The organism is Nocardia sp. NPDC057272 (genome assembly GCF_042668615.1).
In the GTDB taxonomy this organism is placed as follows: domain Bacteria; phylum Actinomycetota; class Actinomycetes; order Mycobacteriales; family Mycobacteriaceae; genus Nocardia.
Genome location: NZ_JBHUYK010000041.1, coordinates 1 through 19,065, shown reverse-complemented (window position 1 = coordinate 19,065; position 19,065 = coordinate 1). Strand labels below are relative to the sequence as shown.

At 67.9% G+C, this 19,065-nt stretch carries 19 protein-coding genes; 7 read left to right on the top strand and 12 right to left on the bottom strand.

The window, feature by feature from the left end; translation table 11 throughout:
• Nucleotides 1–12: 12 nt before the first annotated feature.
• The 3 genes from ACFULV_RS32785 to ACFULV_RS32775 form a co-directional block, all read right to left on the bottom strand.
• Nucleotides 13–1,743 (bottom strand): alpha/beta fold hydrolase, encoded by a 1,731-nt coding sequence (locus tag ACFULV_RS32785; RefSeq protein WP_378663577.1) that lies wholly within the window; start codon nucleotides 1,741–1,743, stop codon nucleotides 13–15.
• A 70-nt stretch (nucleotides 1,744–1,813) separates the two neighbouring features.
• Nucleotides 1,814–2,368, bottom strand: a complete 555-nt coding sequence (locus ACFULV_RS32780) for a TetR/AcrR family transcriptional regulator (RefSeq protein WP_378639219.1) — start codon at nucleotides 2,366–2,368, stop codon at nucleotides 1,814–1,816.
• A 60-nt stretch (nucleotides 2,369–2,428) separates the two neighbouring features.
• The gene (locus ACFULV_RS32775; protein WP_378663575.1) at nucleotides 2,429–3,379 is read right to left on the bottom strand and encodes an NAD(P)H-dependent flavin oxidoreductase; all 951 of its coding nucleotides are present in this window, start codon (nucleotides 3,377–3,379) and stop codon (nucleotides 2,429–2,431) included.
• Nucleotides 3,380–3,623: 244 nt separating this feature from the next.
• Here ACFULV_RS32775 and ACFULV_RS32770 point away from each other — a divergent pair, with 244 nt between their 5' ends.
• Complete coding sequence (locus tag ACFULV_RS32770; RefSeq protein WP_378639225.1) at nucleotides 3,624–3,926, top strand: hypothetical protein; 303 nt, start codon at nucleotides 3,624–3,626, stop codon at nucleotides 3,924–3,926.
• Here the strand turns inward: ACFULV_RS32770 and ACFULV_RS32765 are convergent.
• Nucleotides 3,862–4,440, bottom strand: coding sequence for a TetR/AcrR family transcriptional regulator (locus ACFULV_RS32765; RefSeq protein ID WP_378663572.1), 579 nt, complete (start codon nucleotides 4,438–4,440; stop codon nucleotides 3,862–3,864). The genes ACFULV_RS32770 and ACFULV_RS32765 overlap by 65 nt on opposite strands.
• 99 nt (nucleotides 4,441–4,539) lie before the next feature.
• Here ACFULV_RS32765 and ACFULV_RS32760 point away from each other — a divergent pair, with 99 nt between their 5' ends.
• Nucleotides 4,540–5,208, top strand: a complete 669-nt coding sequence (locus ACFULV_RS32760; RefSeq protein ID WP_378663570.1) for a methyltransferase domain-containing protein — start codon at nucleotides 4,540–4,542, stop codon at nucleotides 5,206–5,208.
• Nucleotides 5,209–5,281: 73 nt separating this feature from the next.
• On the top strand, nucleotides 5,282–5,923 hold the full coding sequence (locus ACFULV_RS32755) for an HD domain-containing protein (protein WP_378663567.1): 642 nt from the start codon (nucleotides 5,282–5,284) through the stop codon (nucleotides 5,921–5,923).
• 25 nt (nucleotides 5,924–5,948) lie between these two features.
• Here ACFULV_RS32755 and ACFULV_RS32750 read toward each other — a convergent pair whose 3' ends face one another.
• The 6 genes from ACFULV_RS32750 to ACFULV_RS32725 all read right to left on the bottom strand — a co-directional run bounded on the left by ACFULV_RS32750 (nucleotide 5,949) and on the right by ACFULV_RS32725 (nucleotide 12,075).
• Nucleotides 5,949–6,701, bottom strand: coding sequence for a copper homeostasis protein CutC (locus ACFULV_RS32750; protein WP_378663564.1), 753 nt, complete (start codon nucleotides 6,699–6,701; stop codon nucleotides 5,949–5,951).
• A gap of 1 nt (nucleotide 6,702) precedes the next feature.
• Nucleotides 6,703–7,482 carry a glucosamine-6-phosphate deaminase gene (nagB, locus tag ACFULV_RS32745; protein WP_378663561.1) on the bottom strand — a complete coding sequence of 260 codons (780 nt, stop codon included), beginning with the start codon at nucleotides 7,480–7,482 and terminating at the stop codon, nucleotides 6,703–6,705.
• A complete protein-coding gene (locus tag ACFULV_RS32740) occupies nucleotides 7,482–8,654 on the bottom strand; it encodes an N-acetylglucosamine-6-phosphate deacetylase (protein WP_378663558.1) in 1,173 nt (390 codons plus the stop codon). The genes nagB and ACFULV_RS32740 overlap by 1 nt, the downstream gene beginning before the upstream one ends.
• Nucleotides 8,655–8,796: 142 nt before the next feature.
• Entirely contained in the window at nucleotides 8,797–10,461 is a 1,665-nt protein-coding gene (gene ptsP, locus ACFULV_RS32735; RefSeq protein ID WP_378663555.1) for a phosphoenolpyruvate--protein phosphotransferase, read from the bottom strand.
• Nucleotides 10,461–10,724 (bottom strand): HPr family phosphocarrier protein, encoded by a 264-nt coding sequence (locus ACFULV_RS32730; protein WP_378663552.1) that lies wholly within the window; start codon nucleotides 10,722–10,724, stop codon nucleotides 10,461–10,463. Before ACFULV_RS32730 ends, ptsP begins: the two co-directional genes overlap by 1 nt.
• Before the next feature lie 4 nt (nucleotides 10,725–10,728).
• Complete coding sequence (locus ACFULV_RS32725) at nucleotides 10,729–12,075, bottom strand: PTS transporter subunit EIIC (RefSeq protein WP_378663549.1); 1,347 nt, start codon at nucleotides 12,073–12,075, stop codon at nucleotides 10,729–10,731.
• A gap of 228 nt (nucleotides 12,076–12,303) precedes the next feature.
• Between ACFULV_RS32725 and ACFULV_RS32720 the strand changes: the two genes are divergently transcribed.
• The 3 genes from ACFULV_RS32720 to ACFULV_RS32710 all read left to right on the top strand — a co-directional run bounded on the left by ACFULV_RS32720 (nucleotide 12,304) and on the right by ACFULV_RS32710 (nucleotide 14,142).
• Nucleotides 12,304–12,534 (top strand): glucose PTS transporter subunit EIIB, encoded by a 231-nt coding sequence (locus ACFULV_RS32720; RefSeq protein ID WP_101469146.1) that lies wholly within the window; start codon nucleotides 12,304–12,306, stop codon nucleotides 12,532–12,534.
• Nucleotides 12,531–12,986, top strand: coding sequence for a PTS glucose transporter subunit IIA (locus ACFULV_RS32715; RefSeq protein WP_378639250.1), 456 nt, complete (start codon nucleotides 12,531–12,533; stop codon nucleotides 12,984–12,986). Before ACFULV_RS32720 ends, ACFULV_RS32715 begins: the two co-directional genes overlap by 4 nt.
• A gap of 97 nt (nucleotides 12,987–13,083) precedes the next feature.
• Nucleotides 13,084–14,142, top strand: coding sequence for a class I SAM-dependent methyltransferase (locus ACFULV_RS32710; protein WP_378663546.1), 1,059 nt, complete (start codon nucleotides 13,084–13,086; stop codon nucleotides 14,140–14,142).
• On the opposite strand, the gene ACFULV_RS32705 is transcribed toward ACFULV_RS32710, so the two are convergent.
• Complete coding sequence (locus tag ACFULV_RS32705; protein ID WP_378663543.1) at nucleotides 14,124–17,414, bottom strand: DEAD/DEAH box helicase; 3,291 nt, start codon at nucleotides 17,412–17,414, stop codon at nucleotides 14,124–14,126. The genes ACFULV_RS32710 and ACFULV_RS32705 overlap by 19 nt on opposite strands.
• 208 nt (nucleotides 17,415–17,622) lie before the next feature.
• On the opposite strand from ACFULV_RS32705, the gene ACFULV_RS32700 reads away from it, so the two are divergent.
• Nucleotides 17,623–18,276 (top strand): hypothetical protein, encoded by a 654-nt coding sequence (locus ACFULV_RS32700; protein WP_378663541.1) that lies wholly within the window; start codon nucleotides 17,623–17,625, stop codon nucleotides 18,274–18,276.
• Here ACFULV_RS32700 and ACFULV_RS32695 read toward each other — a convergent pair.
• Complete coding sequence (locus tag ACFULV_RS32695; RefSeq protein WP_378663538.1) at nucleotides 18,203–18,838, bottom strand: vancomycin high temperature exclusion protein; 636 nt, start codon at nucleotides 18,836–18,838, stop codon at nucleotides 18,203–18,205. The genes ACFULV_RS32700 and ACFULV_RS32695 overlap by 74 nt on opposite strands.
• Nucleotides 18,839–19,065 lie beyond the last annotated feature (227 nt).

Sequence of the window (19,065 nt, the reverse complement as noted above, 5' to 3'; positions counted from 1 at the left end):
CTGTCTGCCCAACTAGCGGCCGCTGCTCGTCGGGTGGTCTTGCGGTGCGGCAGAGACCGATTCGCCCCGCAGGGCGCGCGCGACCAGATCCGGATGGGTCAGCTGCGGGTAGTGCCCGGTGCCGGTGATCGTGGTGACCGGCCGATCGGTCGGCTCGACCAGTGGGTCGTCCGAACCGACGATGATGTCGACCGGAACGGTGACCCGGGTCAGTTTCGCGGCGAGTTCGTCTCGGGAGGCACCGGCGGCGCGCAGGGCCGCCCAAGTGCGCTGGGCGACACCAGGTCGTCGCAGATCCGCGAGAGCGGAGGTGATGGCCGGACCTTCCGGAATGCCCAGTCGCGCGGCCACTGTCGCGGCGGACATCCGCTTGACGACCTCGGCGGCGATGGGCGAACCCGTCAGCCGGGTGGCGGGCTGCTGGAGGAACGCGGGCGCGATCAGTACCAGCCGTGACACCCGATCGGGGTGGCGCAGCGCGAATTCGATTGCGGCCCAGGAGCCCAGCGAATGACCGACGATGACCGGCCGCGTCCGCACCGGCGCCATCAGTTTCTCCATCCAGTCACCGGTCGACTGCGCGGACACCGCCGAGCGCCCGAGCCCGGGAAGGTCGGCCGCCAGGGTAGGGGCATCCAACTCCCGCACCACGTCGGACCATGATTCGCTGTCGAGTGGAATGCCGTGCAACAGCACATATTCCGGGTCGGTTCGCTCGCCGACCAACCAGGTCCCGTCACGGAATCCGGATTTCGGTGTGGGTGTGACGGTGCCGTTGCGGCCGGCGACGATCCCGTCGGCGTAGGTGCGCAGCAGTTCGTCGACCGGCGGGTGGCCGATGCCGAGACGCCGTGCGATGACGTCGCTTCGGCTGGTGTCGTACCGATCGCTGCTGAGGAAGGACAGCGCTTCGGGATCGGCATGGGTCAGGGCGCGGGGAAGCCGGCGCACCAGTGCGGTCGGCAGCGTGAAGCGCGGTGCGGCGACGTGCAGATGGTCGGCGACGAGCCGGATCAGTTCGGGCAGTACGGGAGTCGCGGCATCCAGCAGCGGATAGGATCTGCCGACCGTATCGGCTTGGGTGGGTAGCCCCACGATGAACCGGGCCACGTAGTCGAGATCGACCACCGGAACGAAGGTGTCGGCCGACCCCGGCAGCGCGGGCAACCGACCCTGCCAGAGATTGTCGATGATGTCGGAAAGCCCGAAGTACTGGCCGGGTCCGAGCACTCCGGCCGGATTCGCCATGGTCAGCGGGATGTCACGCTCGGCCGCGAGCCGCCGCAGCAGGGCATCGGCCTCGACCTTCGACGCCTCGTACGCGCCGTTGCCGTAGTCCTGCTCACCCCCGTCGTCGGCCGCGCGATAGCCGGTGATGTGGACGATGCGCCGCAGATCCGGTTGCCGTGCGGCCCATTCCAGCACGTGTACCGCCCCGTCGAGGTTGACCCGCCGCGCCACCTCCGCATCCAGCCCGAACTTCATCAACGCGGCCGCGTTGTACACATCGCGCACCCCTTCGACGGTGTCGCCCAGCGCGAGATCCGGTTCGCCGATATCGGTGGTGGTGATGGTCAAACCGGCGGTGTCGACACTCTGCCCGTCGAGCCAGGTCCGCAGCCGATCCTGACTACCCGCACGCAGTGCGGCGGTGACGGTGTTCCCGTTTCGCAGCAATTCGGCGACCAGGGAGCGGCCGATGAACCCGGCGGCGCCGAAAACGATGGAGTCGGTGTGTGCCATGGTGTCCAACTTTCAGTAGACCGATTTACATATTTTCGGGATATGACTCGAGCCGTGAGCCGGGAACGGCTCAGATCAGCACGTCGATGGTGTCGGCGAGGTGCTGAAGTGGTTGGCGGGACCGGTGGGTGCGGGCCAGCACCAGCCCGCCTTCGATCAGGGCGAGCGCGACCGTGGTGATCCGTTCGGGTTCGGGATGGCCGAATCCGATCAGTCGTTCCCGGATCGCCTCCTCCCAGAGCCGATAGGTCGCCGAACAGGCCTGCTGCACAGCATCGTTGGTCGATGCGGTGTCCAGCGCGACGGCCGCCACCGGGCACCCGATGGTCCAGTCCGACGCTTCCAGCTGATCGCCCAGCAGGTTCACCATCTTTCGCGCGAAATCTCGCGCGTCCGTCGCCTCGACCGTGCGGATGATCGTCGCGATGTCGGTGCCGCTCTCGGCGAGCGCCGCCGCCACCAATTCGTCCTTACCGCCCGGGAAATGGAAGTACAGCGACCCGCGCGGCGCACCGCTCTCCTGCACGATCTGATTGAGCCCGGCGCCGAAGTATCCGTGCGACTCGATCAGCGACCGCGTCGCCCTGATCAACTTGCACCGCGTCTCGGCTCCCTTTTTGCCCACTCGCTCAAACTAGACCGATCTACATATTTTTGCAACGGATCGCTCCTGTCGCGACCGGCCTTACTCGTGGCGTGAGGCCAGCAGCTCGGCCGCGTCGTCGCAGAGCCGGCCGATAATGGCCGCCGCAGGCTCGATATGGGTCACCAATCCGACACCCTGACCCGCATCCACCGGTGCGAGCCGAGGATCGTCGTCCGCGATCGCCGCGCGAAGGCGGTCGGAATCGGGCACGTCGTCGCCTTCGAGTCGCGACCACGGATCTGTGAACTCGTTGCGCAGGACGCGCGCCGGATAGATCGGTGGCCAGGGCAGATCGAGGGCCTCGTCGAACGCGGTGGTGACAGTGGTGCTGCTGGAGTCGGCGGCGAGCATCGCGAGGCGGGCGGATTCGGGCAGCAGTGATTCCTCGGCGGCGGCCAGGCAGGTCCCGAGCCAAGCACCCGCCGCTCCCGCCGCGAGCACGGCCGCGAGCGTGCGCCCGGAGCCGATGCCACCGGCGGCCAGGACCGGGACGGTCGCGATGTCGAGGACCGCGTCGAGCAGCGGAAGCAAGGCCAGCCGGTCGGCGCCGTGGCCGCCACCTTCGCTGCCGCGCGCCACCAGAATGTCGATACCCGCGTCCTGCGCGCGGTGGGCGCCCGGTGCGTCGTACACCTGGGTGACGGCGAGAATGCCCGCCGCCCGCACCTGGGGGACCCAGGAGAAATCAGTGCCGAAACTGACCGAGATGATCCGTGGACCCGCGGCGATCGCAGCCTCGAGCAGCCCGGTTTCGCGGGCGCGGACCCAGTCGACCAGCCCGATCCCGTCCGGTGCTCCGGCGACAGCCAGTTCGCGGCGCAACGCCGCCACCGACCCCGCACTGCCCATGCCGATCATCCCGAGCCCACCCGCTGCGCTCACCGCCGCCGCGAGCCGTCCACCGGCCGCGCCGCCCATCGGCGCGTTCACCAGCGGCACCCGCAGCCCCAGCGATCGTGACCACTGTGTCGACAGCGTCTGCTCTGACATCGGTGCACCTTTCGCCACGGCTATGACCCATCCATCATGGCAGCTGATCGGCGGAGCATTCCCGAAGCGATGCGTGCCGGGATCGGTGGGCTGGTGGCCGATTCGGAAAGGAATGGGTGACAACGAAATTCGTCACGCGGCTCGCTCCGGCGATCGGCGGCGCGCCGCGGGGAACGAACCTCGGCGCCGGATACGCGGTGGGCGTATGTTCGACGACAATGCCGGACGACGAGACAGGATGGCGATGACGATCAGAGATCGCGTCGAACAGCTGGTGACCGAGCCGCCGATCGTGTTCGGCGAGCCGATCGACACGTCCGGCGGCGCTACGGTCATCACCGTCTCGCGCGGTGGCGGTCCGTTGCGGCACCCTCGTCCGGTCGGTGTGTTCGTCGTCCACGAAGGGCGCGCGCACTGGACGCCCGCGATGGACGCCAATCGCATCGCTCAGCTCGGCGAATGGATCGGCCTGCTCACCGGGGTCATCGCGGCGCTGGCGATTCTGCGTCGCCCGCCGTGGCCGGACCTGCGCCGCCGGAGCCAGTGAGTCCGTACAGCGCGAGCGTTTCGAACCGCTGCCACGCCTGGGCCGGTGGTGTCGGCGCGGTCGGCTCGGTCACCGGACCCAGCACGCCGAGCAATGCCCACGACAGGAACTCGATCGTGCCCGCCGGCTGCTCACCGAGGAGCTCACCGACCAGTTCGGCGACACACTGCCGGTAGGCGCGCACGACGGTGGCGGTGGCCTTCGGCCCGATCAGCGGGCGATACACCTCGGGATACTGCGCGGCGAGATGGAACATCACGCGCAGCGGCGCGAGCGGAGAGCCCGGTGTGGTCGTGCGGATGATCTCGCGGCGCAGGAACTCGGTGCAGCTCACCAGTAGCAGGTCGTCCTTGTCGCGGTAGTGCGCGTAGAAGGTGGACCGCCCCACGTCGGCGCGGCCGATGATGTCGCTCACGGTCACCTTGTCGTAGCCGCGCTCGATCATCAGCTCGATCAGCGCTTTGTGCAGCGTGTCCCTGGTGCGTCGAACCCGGCGATCAGGGTGCTCGGCCATCGCTTCCTCCTGCACGGTTTCCCCGGATCTGTTCGATAACGGACACCTCCGGCGATTCTGCTCCTGGTGACGTGCGCGGCGGCGCCCGACGATGAACTCATGTCCCGAAATCAGCTTCTCACCCCCATGTTCGTCGATGACGAGGGCACCGGCCTGGTCATCGCGGGCCTGCGTCGCTACAACCTCTTCACCACGGTGTTCTTCCTGGGCAGGCACCGTCGTCTACTCGCCGAATTCGTCACCCGTTCCGGTGCGCGCCCGGGTGCGCGGGCACTCGATATCGGTTGTGGGCCCGGCAAACTGGTCCGCGCGCTCGGCGATGCGGTCGGACCGAACGGCGCCGCGGTCGGCGTCGATCCCTCGGCTACGGCGGTCGCCGACAACAGTGCCCGGGATCGCGCCACACACCATCGCTACGTGGTGGGCCCGGCACAGTCGCTGCCCCTGCCCGATGCCGAATTCGACGTTGTCACCTGCACTTTCGTCATGCATCACATCCCCGAGCCGCAGCGCGCCGCCGCGATCGCCGAGATGTGGCGGGTGCTGCGACCGGGCGGACATCTGCTGCTCGCCGACGCATCGCCCTCTCCCCGGATGCGGGCCGTGCTCTCCGTGTTTCTCGGACGCGGCGGCGATCCGTTCGCCGACGCCGACATCCGCCACTACGCCGATCGGGTCGAGGCGGTCGGCTTCACCGATCTCGGCTACACCCAGAGCCGCGACCAGACCGGCATCCTGACCGCGCGGAAACCGGTCGCCCATCACTGATCCCGGCAACCTGTCGGTGCCCTCGGCTAGGGTCGATCTCGACACGATCACCAATCGAGCACGGGGGTGCGGCATGGAGTTCGATCAGCGCGAAATCGAAGCACGGGAATTCGCCATCGCGGCACATGGCGACCAGCGCTACGGCGTCCATCCCTACATCACCCATCTCGCGGCCGTTCGGGGTGTCCTCGACGATTTCGGCTACGGCGGTGAACTCGCCCTCGCGGCGTGGCTCCACGACGTCGTCGAAGACACCCCCGTCACGGCGGAAGATGTCGAATCCCGTTTCGGGCGTGCGGTTCTCGATCTGGTCTGGGCGGTCACCGGCATCGGCCCCGATCGCAAGGCGCGAAACCAGAACGCCTACACCAAGATCGCCGCCCACCCCAGAGCCGTGATCCTCAAACTCGCCGACCGCACCGCCAATGCCGAGGCCAGCCCACCCGCCAGCAGCTGGATGGGCATGTACCGCACCGAACATCCCGCCTTCAAGGCCCACCTCGGCGGACTCCTCGCCGATGACCCCACCGTGGCCCGCATGTGGGAACGGCTCGACCGCCGCCTCGACCCGTCGGTGGCCCCGCCCATCGATCTGTGGGCCGACATCGACCAGCTGGTCGCGGCAGGCGAACACGACAAGGCCGTCGCCGCGGTACAGGCGGCTTTCGACTGCGACCCCGGCGAGGCGGAGTTGATCCTGGCCGAGCGCGCCTGATCCGACCGCTCGATCGCGCGCCCGATCAGGCTGTCGGGTCACCGCGGATGGCTGACCGGTCCATGGCCGCCAGTTGAGTGGCCGCGGCCGCGGCGAGTTCCTCGTCCAGTTGCTCGTGGCCGGACGTGCCACCTCCGCCCGGGCCGCCGTCGTCAGCGATGACACGTCGGGCCGAGAGGTGAATCGCGTCCACGCCTGCCCGGTGTAGTGCCGCGATGTCGTCGACGGTGATCCCGCCACCCGCCATGATCTGGATGCGGCCTGCCGCGTGTACAACCATCGCGGCCAGCTCATCGAGTCCCGCGGCGCAAGCAGATGCCCCACCCGAGGTGAGAACCCTGGTCATGCCACCGGCGATCAGGGTGTCCAGCGCGGTCTCGCGGTCGCGAATCTGATCGATCCCACGGTGAAAGGTCAGCTCTATGCCTTCGACAGGAACGTCATCGAGCACACGGCTCAACCCTTCGACGTCGACCCGGTGGTCCGGGGTGAGCGCCCCGATCACCAGCCCGGCGGCACCGGCCGAAATGGCCGCCCGCGCATCGGCGTTCATCACCGCCAGTTCATCGGCGTCAGCGTATACGAAGCCCCCTGCCCGGCACCGGATCAGGACGTGGACGGGAATCCCGGTTCCCACCACAGCCTCGATCGTTCCGATGCTGGGCGTGAGCCCACCCGTACTGCCCAGCGCCGCACACAATTCCACCCGATCCGCCCCGACGCGGCGAGCACCGAGCGCGCCCGCCGCGTCCTGCACCGCGAACTCGAGGGCGGTCACGTCAGAACGACTGCCAGGCAGGCTTGTTCGCCAGCGCGTACTTGTAGTAGTCCGCCAGCTTCAACTTGCTCGCCGCGGCCTCGTCGATCACCACGGTGACATGGGGATGCCACTGCATGACCGAGGCCGGGCAGAACGCCGACAAGGGCCCTTCGGCGGCGGCGGCGATCGCATCGGCCTTGCCGGCGCCGAGCGCGATCATCACCAGATGCCCGGCCTCGTTGATGGTGCCGAGGCCCTGGGTGAGCACGTGATGCGGCACATCCTCCGGCCCGTCGAAAAAGCGCGCGTTGTCCTTACGCGTCTGTTCGGTCAGTGTTTTCACGCGCGTGCGCGAGGTGAGCGCCGACCCGGGCTCGTTGAACCCGATGTGCCCATCGGTGCCGATCCCCAGCAACTGCACGTCGACCCCACCCGCGGCGGCGATGGCCGCGTCGTACCGGCGGCCCTCACCCGCGACATCACCGGCCTCCCCGTTCGGGCTCAGCACCCGCGCGGGATCCAGGTTCACATGGTCGACGAACTCCGACCGGATGACCGAGAAATACGACTGCGGATGATCTTTCGGCAAACCGACGTACTCGTCGAGCAGGAAGGCGCTGGCGGTGGTGAAGTCCAGCTCGCCCTCGCGGTACCGGCGCGCCAGCTCCTGATAGCTCCCCAGGGGCGACGACCCGGTAGCCAAGCCGAGGATCGCGTTACCGCCCTGCACATAGCGGCCGACGATATCGGCGACCGTACTCGCCACTTCGTTTTCGTCAGCCCGGATCACGATCTCCATCAGATTCCTTCCGTTCCGGCGACGAGCACGCGCCGCGGCCGCAATGACTGGTCGGTGACAAGAATGTCGGCACGCGCGCCGACGGTGAGACTGCCGCGTTCGCCCTCGAGACCGAGGACACGAGCAGGGGTTCGAGTCGCGGAGACGACCGCATCGGACAGCGGTATGCCCGCGACGTCGACGGTCCAGCGCAGCACGTCGACGAGCCGTGCCGTGCCCCCCGCGATCGCCCCGGGCGAACCGTCGTCGGTGGCCAGCCGGGCAACGCCGTCGTGCACCTGAACATCGAGAGCGCCCAGCCGGTAGTCGCCGTCGCTCATGCCCGCCGCCGCCATCGCATCGGACACCAGCGCGACCTGATCCGGGCCGACGGTATCGAACACCATCGTCACCGTCTCCGGCGCCAAATGCACACCGTCAGCGATCAATTCGACCACCATCTGGCCTCGCCCGGCCGCGGCCAGACAGGCGGCGACCGGCCCGGGGGAGCGGTGATGCAATGCGGGCATCCCGTTGAACAGGTGCGTGGCGGTGACAGGGCCACCACTGGCCTCGGCGATGCGCGCCGCGGTGGTCGCGGCATCGGCATCGGTGTGCCCGAGGCTGGGCAGCACATCATGTCGGCGCATCGCGGCGAGCAGTTCATCGAAATGCGCGGTTTCGGGAGCCACTGTCATCGACCGCACCGTGCCGCGCGCGGCCGCGTAGAGCCGCTCGAACAACGCGGGATCGCCGGGAATGATCGCCGCGGGATCCTGCGCCCCGCAGCGGATCGCATTGATGAACGGGCCCTCGAGATGCACCCCGAGCAATGCCCCGTCCTCGACAAGATCGGCCAGCATCGCCGCCTGTGCGACCAGCACCTCCGGCTGATCCGACACCAAGCTCCCCAGCAGCCCGGTGGTGCCGTGCGCCCGATGATGCGCCGCCGCGACCCGAGCGCCGTCCGCATCAGCATTGGGAAACCCGAACCCGGCTCCACCATGACAGTGCAGATCGATCAATCCCGGAAGTATCAGATCGTCACTGGATGCTGGAAGACTTTCCGGTGCAGAATGATTCGCTACATCGCCGACCCAGGTGATCAGCCCGTCCTCGAATTCGACGACGCCGTCGGCGATGTCACCCTCGACCGTCCCGACGAGACGACCGCGCACGATTCCCGTCACCACGAACCTTCCCCATCACCGCAGCCGTGCCCGGCTCCAACACCTGAACGACCCGATACGGCATCCACCACAGCGATCGCGGACCGCCACCGGACACCGCATCGCGATCCGGCCGACGGCCGGACCACGTGCACAACAACCTTTTTCACGCCCGCCCGATGATCGCCGCGACCGCCGCACGCCCAACCTGCGGATTCCGTGCCGCACGCGCAGCATCGGCCGCGTCCTGGCACCGCTGCACATCCACCGCGGCCAACGCAGCCCTTACCGCGGGCAACGCGGGCACCGACATCGACAAACTCGTCACGCCCAGCCCCACCAGCACCGGCGCCAACGTCGGATCCGACGCCGCCTCACCGCACACCCCCACCGATTTACCCGCCGCCGCGCCGGCCGCACCGACCATCGCGATCAGGTCGAGCACCGCGGGCTGCCACGGATCGAGCAGCTGCGCGAGCCCGCCCGCCATTCGATCCACCGCGCACGTGTACTGGCTCAGATCGTTGGTTCCGATGCTGACGAAGTCGAGATGCGCGAGCAGATCAGCGGCACGCAACGCGGCCGCCGGGATCTCGATCATCGCCCCGACCTTGGTCAACCCGGATTCCCTTGCCAGTGAAGCGAATCCGGCAGCCTCGTCGGCGGTGGCGACCATGGGCGCCATCACCCACAGGTCGGCGCCCGTGGCCTCGCCCGCACGGGCGAGAGCCGTGAGCTGCGTGGCCAGAGTTTCCGGGAACACCGTGCCGATCCGCAGCCCGCGCACACCCAGCGCCGGATTCTCCTCGGTGCCGAGATCGAGAAACGGCAGCGGCTTGTCCGACCCGGCGTCGAGTGTCCGCACTACGACTCGTCGACCGGCGAACTGTTCGAGAACCGCTGTGTACGAGGCGGTCTGCTCCTCCAGCGATGGCGCGGACGTCTTCCCGAGATACATGAACTCGGTGCGGAACAGGCCGACCCCCTCACTGTCGACGGGTCCGGCCTTCGCCGCGTCGTCGACGGTGCCGATGTTCACCAGCAGCTGCACCGGCGTCCCATCAGCGGTATGTCCCGGCCCGCTGGCCGCCGCGATCCGCGCTTTGTCCGCCGCTGCCTGTTCGAGAGCTGCCCGCTGATGCTCGGGACTCGGATCGATCACGACCTCACCGGTGGTGCCGTCGAGCAGCACCGGCACACCGTCGGCGAGCCGATCGGTATCCGGACAGTTCACCACCGCGGGCAAGGCGAGAGACTTCGCGAGAATCGCGGTGTGGCTGGTCGGCCCGCCCTCGGTGGTGAGCAACCCGACCACATCACTGTCACCCAGCATCGCCGTATCGGCAGGTGCGAGATCCCGTGCCACCAGCACGAACGGATACCCCGGCTCCGGAATGCCCGGCATCGGCAGCCCGAGCAGCACCGCGACGGTCCGCCCGCCGATATCGCGCAGATCGGTCGCCCGCTCGGCCATGTACCCGCCGAGCGCTTCCAGCTTCGCGCAGAATCCCTCGAACGCCAGGTGCACCGCGTGCGCCGTCGGCATCCCGGCGGCGAGCTCCTTCTCCGTGGCGGCGACGATGCCCGGATCACGGGCCATCGTCGCCGACATCGAAAGAATCTCCGCCGCGACACCACTCACCCGCGCGGCCCTGGCGGTCATCTCGTCGGACACGCCACCGAGCGCCTCCTTGACCCGTGCGAGCTCGTCGGCGACCGAGCCGCCGACGGGATCGTGCGCCGACGTCTCGAGCTGCGAACCGAACCGCAACCACGGCGCGCACACCACGCCCGGGCTCACCCCGAGTCCACGGATCACCTGTTCGGCCATCAGGCGGCGTCCAGGTCCGAGGCGATGAGTTCGGCCAGCTGGTCCAGAACGGCATCGGCGCCCTCGGCGTGCAGCGTTACCTCGGCTCCGTGTCCCGCGCCCAGCGTCATCACCGCGAGCACGCTGGCCGCATCGACCGGTTCGCCACCTCCCAGCGAGATCCGCACCGGCACCCCCGCGGCCTGCACGGCCTGCGTGAGTTTCGCGGCGGGCCGCGCGTGCAGCCCCACCTCGGATCCGACGATGACGGTGCGGGTGCTCATTGCCTCACTCACCTTCCAGTTTCTTGTCCAGCTTCGTTTCGACTTCGGCGACCGAGGGTGCGTCGGTTCGAGTATCGCCCGTGGCGGTCTGGGCAGCCTCCGCTTCGACCAGGGCCGCGTCGGGCACACCGGCTTCGACATCGGTTTCCGCCTCGCGACCCGGCGTGCGCAGGTTCCATTTCTTGATCACGAAGCTGAAGAGCACGTAGTAGATCACCGCGTAACCCAGCCCGATCGGGATCAGCATCCAGGCATTGGTGGCCTTGCCGAAGTTCAGCAGGTAGTCGATCGCACCGGCGGAGAACGTGAATCCGTCGTGGATACCGAGCGCGTTCACCAGCGCCATCGACGTGCCCGTCAAGATCGCGTGCACCACATACAGCGGCCACGCCACGAACATGAACGAAAACTCCAGCGGCTCGGTGATGCCGGTGACGAACGCGGTCAGACCGGTCGACAGCATGATGCCGCCGACCAGCTTCTTCTGCGACGGCCGCGCGTTGCGCCAAATGGCCAGCGCGGCAGCGGGAAGCGCGAACATCATGATCGGGAAGAAGCCCGTCATGAACGTGCCCGCGGTCGGATCACCGGCGAAGAAGCGGTTGAGGTCACCGCGCACGAGCTGGCCGGAGGCATCGGTGTAGTCGCCGACGAGGAACCAGACCGTGGAGTTCAGGATGTGGTGCAGACCGGTCGGGATGAGCAGGCGGTTGGCCGCGCCGTAGATGCCGCCACCGACGACCGAGTTGTCCGCGACGGTCTCGCCCACCCAGGTGAGCGCGGAGTTGAAGGCCGGGTACAGGAACGCCATGCCGACGCCGACGACGAGGCCGGTGAACGCGGTCAGGATCGGCACCAGCCGCCTGCCGTTGAAGAAGCCGAGGAAGTCGGGCAGCTTCGTGCGATAGAACCGCTGCCACAGCATCGCCGACAGCAGACCCATCACGATGCCGGCGAGGACGCCGTAATTGATCAGCGCCTGCGCGCCCTTCGGGTCGGTTTTCCCTTCGAGCACGATCGGTGACATCGCTTCGAACACGCCGTTGATCACCATGTAGCCGACCACCGCGGCCAGCGCCGTCGACCCGTCGGCCTTCTTCGCCCAGCCGATCGCGATACCGACGGCGAAGATCAGCGGCAGCCAGGTGAACACGGCCTGCCCGGCTGCCGAGATGACCGAGGCGGTGCTCTCCAGCGCGGAGAAGCGGCCGAGGAGGTCGTCCTGGCCGATGCGCAGCAGGATGCCCGCCGCGGGGAGCACCGCGATCGGCAGCATAAGGCTGCGACCGAGGCGCTGCAATCCCGCGAACACCTTCGATTCTTGTTTGGGTGTGTCGGTAACGGCAGTCATGTCGACCTTCTTCGTGCCGGCTTTGCGGCGGTCTCGGCGAGGGAGGACCGGCTTGCCCGCCGATCCGGGTTAACTGTTGTGAACCGGTGTACCTGACGGGTACTGTCCGGTCATAACCAGTTGCCAGTTTGACCAGGTGGAGGTCGGATGTCAACCGCTGAATATGATGTGGCGCACATTCGAGACTCCCATACTGGTACTGGCAACCACCGCCGAAAGGGAGAACAGATGTCCAAAGCGGAAGCGATCGTCCAGGGCTTGGGCGGCGCGGACAACATCGTCGAGATCGAGGCCTGCATCACCCGGTTGCGCACCGAGGTGAAGGACGGTAGCAAGGTCGACGAGGCCGCTCTCAAGGCCGCGGGCGCCCACGGCGTCCTCAAGTCGGGCACGGTCGTGCAGGTCGTCGTCGGCCCCGAAGCCGACACCCTGGCCGACGACATCGAGGACATTCTGTGAGCATCCCGGTCATCGCTCCGCTGCCCGGCAAGGTGGTGGCCCTGTCCGAGGTCCCCGATCAGGTCTTCGCCGAGCAGATCGTCGGGTCCGGCATCGCGCTCGACCCCGACCGCACCCGCGGCACCCTGATGGTGACGGCCCCCATCGCAGGCAAGATCCTCAAACTCCACCCCCACGCCTTCGTCATCTTCGGCAACGGTGTCGGCGTCCTGGTCCACCTGGGCATCGACACCGTGAAACTCAAAGGCGAAGGCTTCGAACTGCTCGCCACCGAAGGCGACACCGTGGAAGCCGGCGCCCCCATCGTCACCTTCGACCCGACGAAAACCGCCGCCACCGGCTACTCGGTCATCTGCCCCGTCGTAGTCATGGACTCGGCAAAAGACTCCGTCTACACCGACACCATCGGCACCACCGTCGAATCCGGCAACCTCCTGTTCGATTCGCCGTAGCCACCCTGACCTGCTGCTGAACCTTTCGGCGGGCCGACCCGTAGTCCGTATCAGCGGGTCGGCGTCGATCCGTATCGCGTCGACAGGAGGGTGACCGGTGACCGGGGCTGAGCAATCCAGTGAGCAGTTCGCCGAGCGGTTGTTCGGGGCCGCGCTCGGGGCCATCGATATTCTGGCGGTGCATCTCGGGGATCGGCTGGGCTGGTATCGGGCGTTGGTCGAGGGTGGGCCCGCGGATGCGGGTGAGTTGGTCGCGCGGGCGGGTGGGGATCGCCGGTACGCGCAGGAGTGGCTCGAGCAGCAGGCGGCGACCGGGATTCTGACGGTGGCCGCGGACGGGCGGTTCGTACTGCCCGCCGGCGCCGCCGAGGTTCTCACCGACCCGAACAGTCTCGATTACCTTGCGCCACTGGCTCGTATGCTGGCCGGTGCCGCCGTCCAGATGCCCGCGTTGGTGCGTGCTTACCGTGATGGCGGTGGCGTGGGCTGGTCCGACTACGGCGCCGACATGCGCGAATCCCAGTCGGACATGAACCGCCCCTGGTTCGAGCGGCGTCTCGCGACAGATCTGGCCGGGGTCACCGATATCCACGCGCTGCTGTCACGCCCCGGTGCCAAGGCTGCCGACATCGGCTCAGGCGGCGGCTGGTCCGCGATCGCCCTTGCCCGCGCCTACCCGGAGCTGGCGGTCGACGGCTACGACATCGATCAGCCCTCGGTGCGGATGGCCACCGAAAATGCCACCGAACTCGGCGATCGCGTCCGTTTCCACCACGCCGACGCCGCCACCGACCTCCCCGAATCCGCCTACGACGCGCTGTTCGCGTTCGAGTGCCTGCACGACATGCCACACCCCGTCGCGGTGCTGACCTCGATGCGCAAAGCCCTGCGTCCGGGCGGCGCGGTGATCATCATGGATGAGGCCGTCGCGCCGGAATTCACCGCGCCGGCGAGCGATATCGACCGCCTGATGTACGGGTTCAGCCTGCTGGTCTGCCTGCCCGACGGCATGGCACATCCCGACTCCGCGGGCACCGGCACCGTCATGCGCACGGCGAAACTGGGGGAGTACGCCGAGAAGGCAGGTTTCACCGCCGTGGACGTCCTGCCGATCGAGAACTTCGGATTCTGGCGGTTCTACCGGCTCACGGTCTGATCGGCGAGTTGTTCGGTCTCGACCGTCCAGCGCCTGGCGAGATCGTCGAAATAGCGCTGGCTGCTCCACAATCGGTAGTTGCCGATCACGTAGACCCGCCGCCGAGCCCGCGACACCGCCGTGTTGAGCACATTCGGATTCGTCGCCGCCCACCGTCGCGACCCGCCCGCCGCGGGTGATGTCCCCAGTATCAGCACCACGACCTCGGCCGAATTGCCGTGCATCGCATGGACAGTGCCCACCTGCCGCTCCGCGAACTCCGCACCGAGCACCTCACGCGCGATCTGCTGCGCGCCATGGGCGACATCGCGGAACGGGCTGACCACACGGATATCGGCCGCTGCCACCCCGTCCTCGGTCAACCGCGCGAGCAAGGCGGCGAGCGCTTCCCCTTCGCCGGGGATCCAATTGCCTTCGGCCCGTGCGGATCTGACATCGATCCACCGATCGTGCCCGGGAAACTCCGGTCGATCGGGCGTGGCGAACACCAGCAGATCGTCGTCATAGGCAATGTGATGCGTGAGCTCGAAAATCGGCCGGTCACTGCGCCGATGGACCCGCAACGGTGTGCCGACCCACACCGGCGCGACCGAATCGGAGGGCATCAGCCAGGTCCCGTACCGCACCCCACGGTCAGCCGCCTGGCGTGCCGACGCCTGATCCGGCATCCACTCCGCATCGAGCCCGTACTGCTGTACGAATGCTTCCTGCGCCGACGTGGGCAGCACACCGACAGGTCCCAGCTGACGATGATCACCGACGATCACCGCCCGCCGAGCCCGCCACAACCCACCGGCCACCGACTGCGGCGCAGCCTGCCCGGCATCGTCGACGAACAGCCATCCGATGGCCTCGGACCCCAGCCCGGCGAACAGCCGGGGCAGCGCGGTGAAGGTCGTGGTGATCATCGGCACCGCGAAGAACAGCGTCTGCCACGCCGCCGCGACGGTTTCCGGCTTCGGCTCGACCGCGAGCTCACCACGGATCAACGCGATGGCGACGATGAGATTGTCGCGAATCCGCGGTGCCGCGTTGAGCAAGAACGCACGATGCAACTTCAATGCCGACAGGAACAGCTCACGCCGCGCGCTCGCGTAGTGCTCGTCCGCCCACGGGTTGCACAGCTGGAACTGCTCGTCGTCACCCGCCACATCACCGAACGGGATGGTGCGCGACCAGTTCTCGCGCCCCCGCTCGATAACGTCCAGCGCCGCCGCCCGCCGCTCCGTCAGCTCGACGTGTTCGCGAATCAGCGTGCGGCCGTGCTCGGCGGCCTGCGCCCACTGCTCCCGCGTGTACTCGACCTCGGTCTGGCGCCGCCGCATCTCCGCCTCGGCGATATGTCGTTCGCGCAGCAATTCGTTGCTGCGCGCACTCCACCGCCGTCCGGCCCGGAATCCTGTCGAGAGCGACGCCACGAACCCCGGCTTCTGCCCACCGTGCTCGCTGAGAAATTTGCCCGCCCGGTGGTGCGCGGCCTGCGCGGCCCGCAGATGCTCGGTGGCCAGCTGATGACGTTCGCGCCAGTGCGCGTGCGCGTCATCGGCGTTGGCGATCTCGGCCGCCGTCGACTGCAACCCCGCGTTCATGGTCGGCAGCTCGGCGACCGCGTCGGCGACGTTCTGGCGCGCCTGCGCGAGTCTGCGCACCTCGGCGCGGCGAGTGGTGAAATCCCGCACCGCGGTCGGCCAATCGGGAATCGAATCCGGGTCGGCCTCGGCCTGCTTGAGGATGTCGAGCATCCCGCCGTTCGGTGTGCCGGTCTTGCGCTCGGTGGCGAATCGGTCCCCGAACCAGAACTGTTCGGCGAACGTGCGTCGCGTCCCGCCCAGCGCTGCCGCGACCAGCCCCCACGCCGGCGCGCCGCCGACGAGTTCGGCCAGGTCGGTGAAGTGATTGAGCTCGCCATCGATCGCGTCGCGATGCTGGATCTCGGCGACCACATCGGCCGCGGTGGCATCGCTGCCGGTCGCCAGCACCACTTCGAAGCCGGTCACACAGTTCGCCAATCGGTGCGCGCCCACCGTGTAGTTCTTCGCCACCTGCACCTGCTCGGTGATTCCGGCGAACACCGCCATCGGATCGTCGAACGCCGCCAGCTGCGCGGCCCGCTCGACCAGAATTCCGGCCAGCAGGTCTCGCAGCATCGTCGTCGTCCCGGTGCCCGGCGCGCCGTGCACCGCGAAAATGCCCGCGTCGTCGCGCAATTCGGACAGTGCGCGATCGACCGCGAACTGCTGTCCGGAAACCAGTGGATCGCCCGGCCAGCGTCCGTCCGGAATGAGGTGCGGGAGCAGGCCCTCGACGACCGCGTCCTGGCGTCGACGGACATCGATCCGGTCATCGAGCGGCAGCGATTCCGCCGCCGCGAGATAGTCACGCAGTGCCGCACCGATATCGCCGCGCTCCACCGCTTTCGCGAGCTCGGCGAGGTCCGTGCCGAGCCCGCTGTTCAGGCGATCCTCGGCGGCATCACTGTCGGCGTCGCGCGCCGCGACCTGGACGCAAGCCACCCGCACACCGCCGGCCCGCAATTCCGATCGAAGCCCCAACGCGGCACACAGTTCACCGGTGAATATCTGCAGGTCGCGGCCGGTCAATCGGGGGGCCTCGACCACGTCGTCGTCAGGCCGGACGGCAAACCGTTCCGCGAAGGCCATCGCCGACATCCCGGCGAGACCGGGCGAGATGACGCCATCCGCCCCCGCCGCGAGCACCGAAGCCGCTACCCCGCGGCCCGCCACGTCCAGCGCACGCCACCGCGGCGCCGGACCCATCTGTTCGGCATCGGGGTGAGTTTCTCGCGTCAGCGTGTCGAGCGCGGCGGTGAACGCCGCCGAGTCGTGGTCGAATCCGTCGGCCCAGCCGATGTCGCCGGGCCCCGGTGCGCGCAGCCGGTTCACAGCCCACGCCAGCCCCGACAACGTCGCCGAGCCTTCGACAACCATTCCGCCGTCGGTCAACGTCACCGCGAAAGCCGCTGTGGTCCCGGCCCGTCGGGCGTCGGCCTCCAGCTGATCCTCGCCGAAGGTCCGCACCAGCGCTTCCCGCGCGCGGCCTACCTCGAACAGTCCGCCGTACACGACGAACTGCCACACTCGCCCGGTTTTCAACGCGGGCAGCGCGGCGAGGTTTTCCCATGGCGCGCGGTCGTCGGGCGCGAGATCGACCACCAGTCCGTCGGTCTCGACGTCGGGGACCAGCTGCGGACCGAACAACTCCACGGTCTGCCAGAAACGCACGAGCCGCGCGGCGTGCTCGGAACCGCCCACGATGCACCCCAATCCGGTCGGCGATCATTGCAGACAACCCCGATCACGGTACGCGATCCGGATTCCCCGAGCACGTCACCCCGGCGGTCCAGCCTGCCGTGGCGAGAACATCGGCGCTGGTCCTGCCGCCGCGGCGAGCACCTCGCCGCCCACAACCGCCCCGGAAAACCCTTTGACCCATCACCCTCGCGCCGCGCACGCTGAGACCATGGACGACTTGGCCCACGCCGCAGACCGATTCGTGCTCGGTGAGCTCAACGGCGAGGACCTGTCGATGGCCGCCGCCGAGGCGCTCGCGCGTGGACTCGACAGTCCGGCATTGGTAGCGCTCGCCTGTCTGCACCGGACGGACTGTGGCGCTGCTCCCGAACTGTTCCGCACCGCGATGGCCGAGCTCGGGCTCGTGCACGACTGGAGGGCGTGGGAAGTCGACGTCAGGGTCGGGCTGGCACGAGCTCACGCGACAGCCCTGCTGGCAGATGATGCCGCGTCGGCCGACCACCTGGGTGAGATCACCGGTCAGCTTCGGGAGCTCGCTGGATACCCGGACCCACCCGCACCGGATCTGGAAGACCTGGCCAGGGAGTTCGAGGTGATGTCGGAGTACCTGGAGTTCGCCGACCCCACCACCATCCGCGAACAGATTCGACAGGGGTGCCGCAACCTCATGGCAGGACCGCCTTACGCACTGGTGTCCCCACCTCTCGTCACAGGACCTCCCGTGCGGCGGTCGGCACGGCCCGGCAGATGGCGGCAGTTCATCGCTTCTCTGCGCTCCCGGCACGCTGTCAGCGCAGAAGCATCTCCGCCACGGCTTTCGGCGCTGCCAGCCATTCACGAACGTTGTTGCGTACCTCGGTGACCTTCCTGCACTCGCAATAAGCCACCACCCCGTCGGCCTCGATACCCGCGGCCCGGCACAGCGCGACCGCGCGGGGGAGATGGTGATACTGGCTCACGATGATCGCCCGGTCGATGCCGAACAGCGACTTCGCCCGCTCGCAGGTCTCCCGCGTGGAAAGGCCGGCACGATCGGATCGGACGATGGCCGGGTCGATGCCGTGGTCGAGTAGATAGCGCGTCATCGACGCGATCTCGTCGCCCGACGAACCGCCGGCATCCCCGGACAACAGAATCTGCTCGGCCTTGCCCGCTTCGATCAACTCGATCGCTACATCGAGACGTCCCCGTAGATAGGCCATCGGAGTTCCGTCCGTCCCGACTTTGGCACCCGGGACGATCACGACGGGTGCGCTGGGCGCGGCCGCCACATCACTTCTATGGCCGGACGACAAAGTCCACATAGCGATGTTCGCCCCAGCCGTCACCAACACCAGGCCACCCGCCACGACAAGTCCGGCTCTCGCGATGCGACGCAACCGCCGACGCTTCCCGCTATGTTCCTCCGCCATGCGCACTTTCATACATGAACACTGCGAAAATATCCCCTGACTAGGGGATTTGACATCGCAATTGTCGGCACGTAACTTTATTCCAGTCAGAGCGACACGGACACCGACTCAGCCGCCCAGCGGCCGAGACACGAGGTAGGACGATGAGCGCCTGACTGACTGCGTGTTCAGACGGACTCGGTACGGATTTGCTTCCGGCCGGTTGTCTGAGCTAAGTTTGAACCCTTGCCTCACCGAAA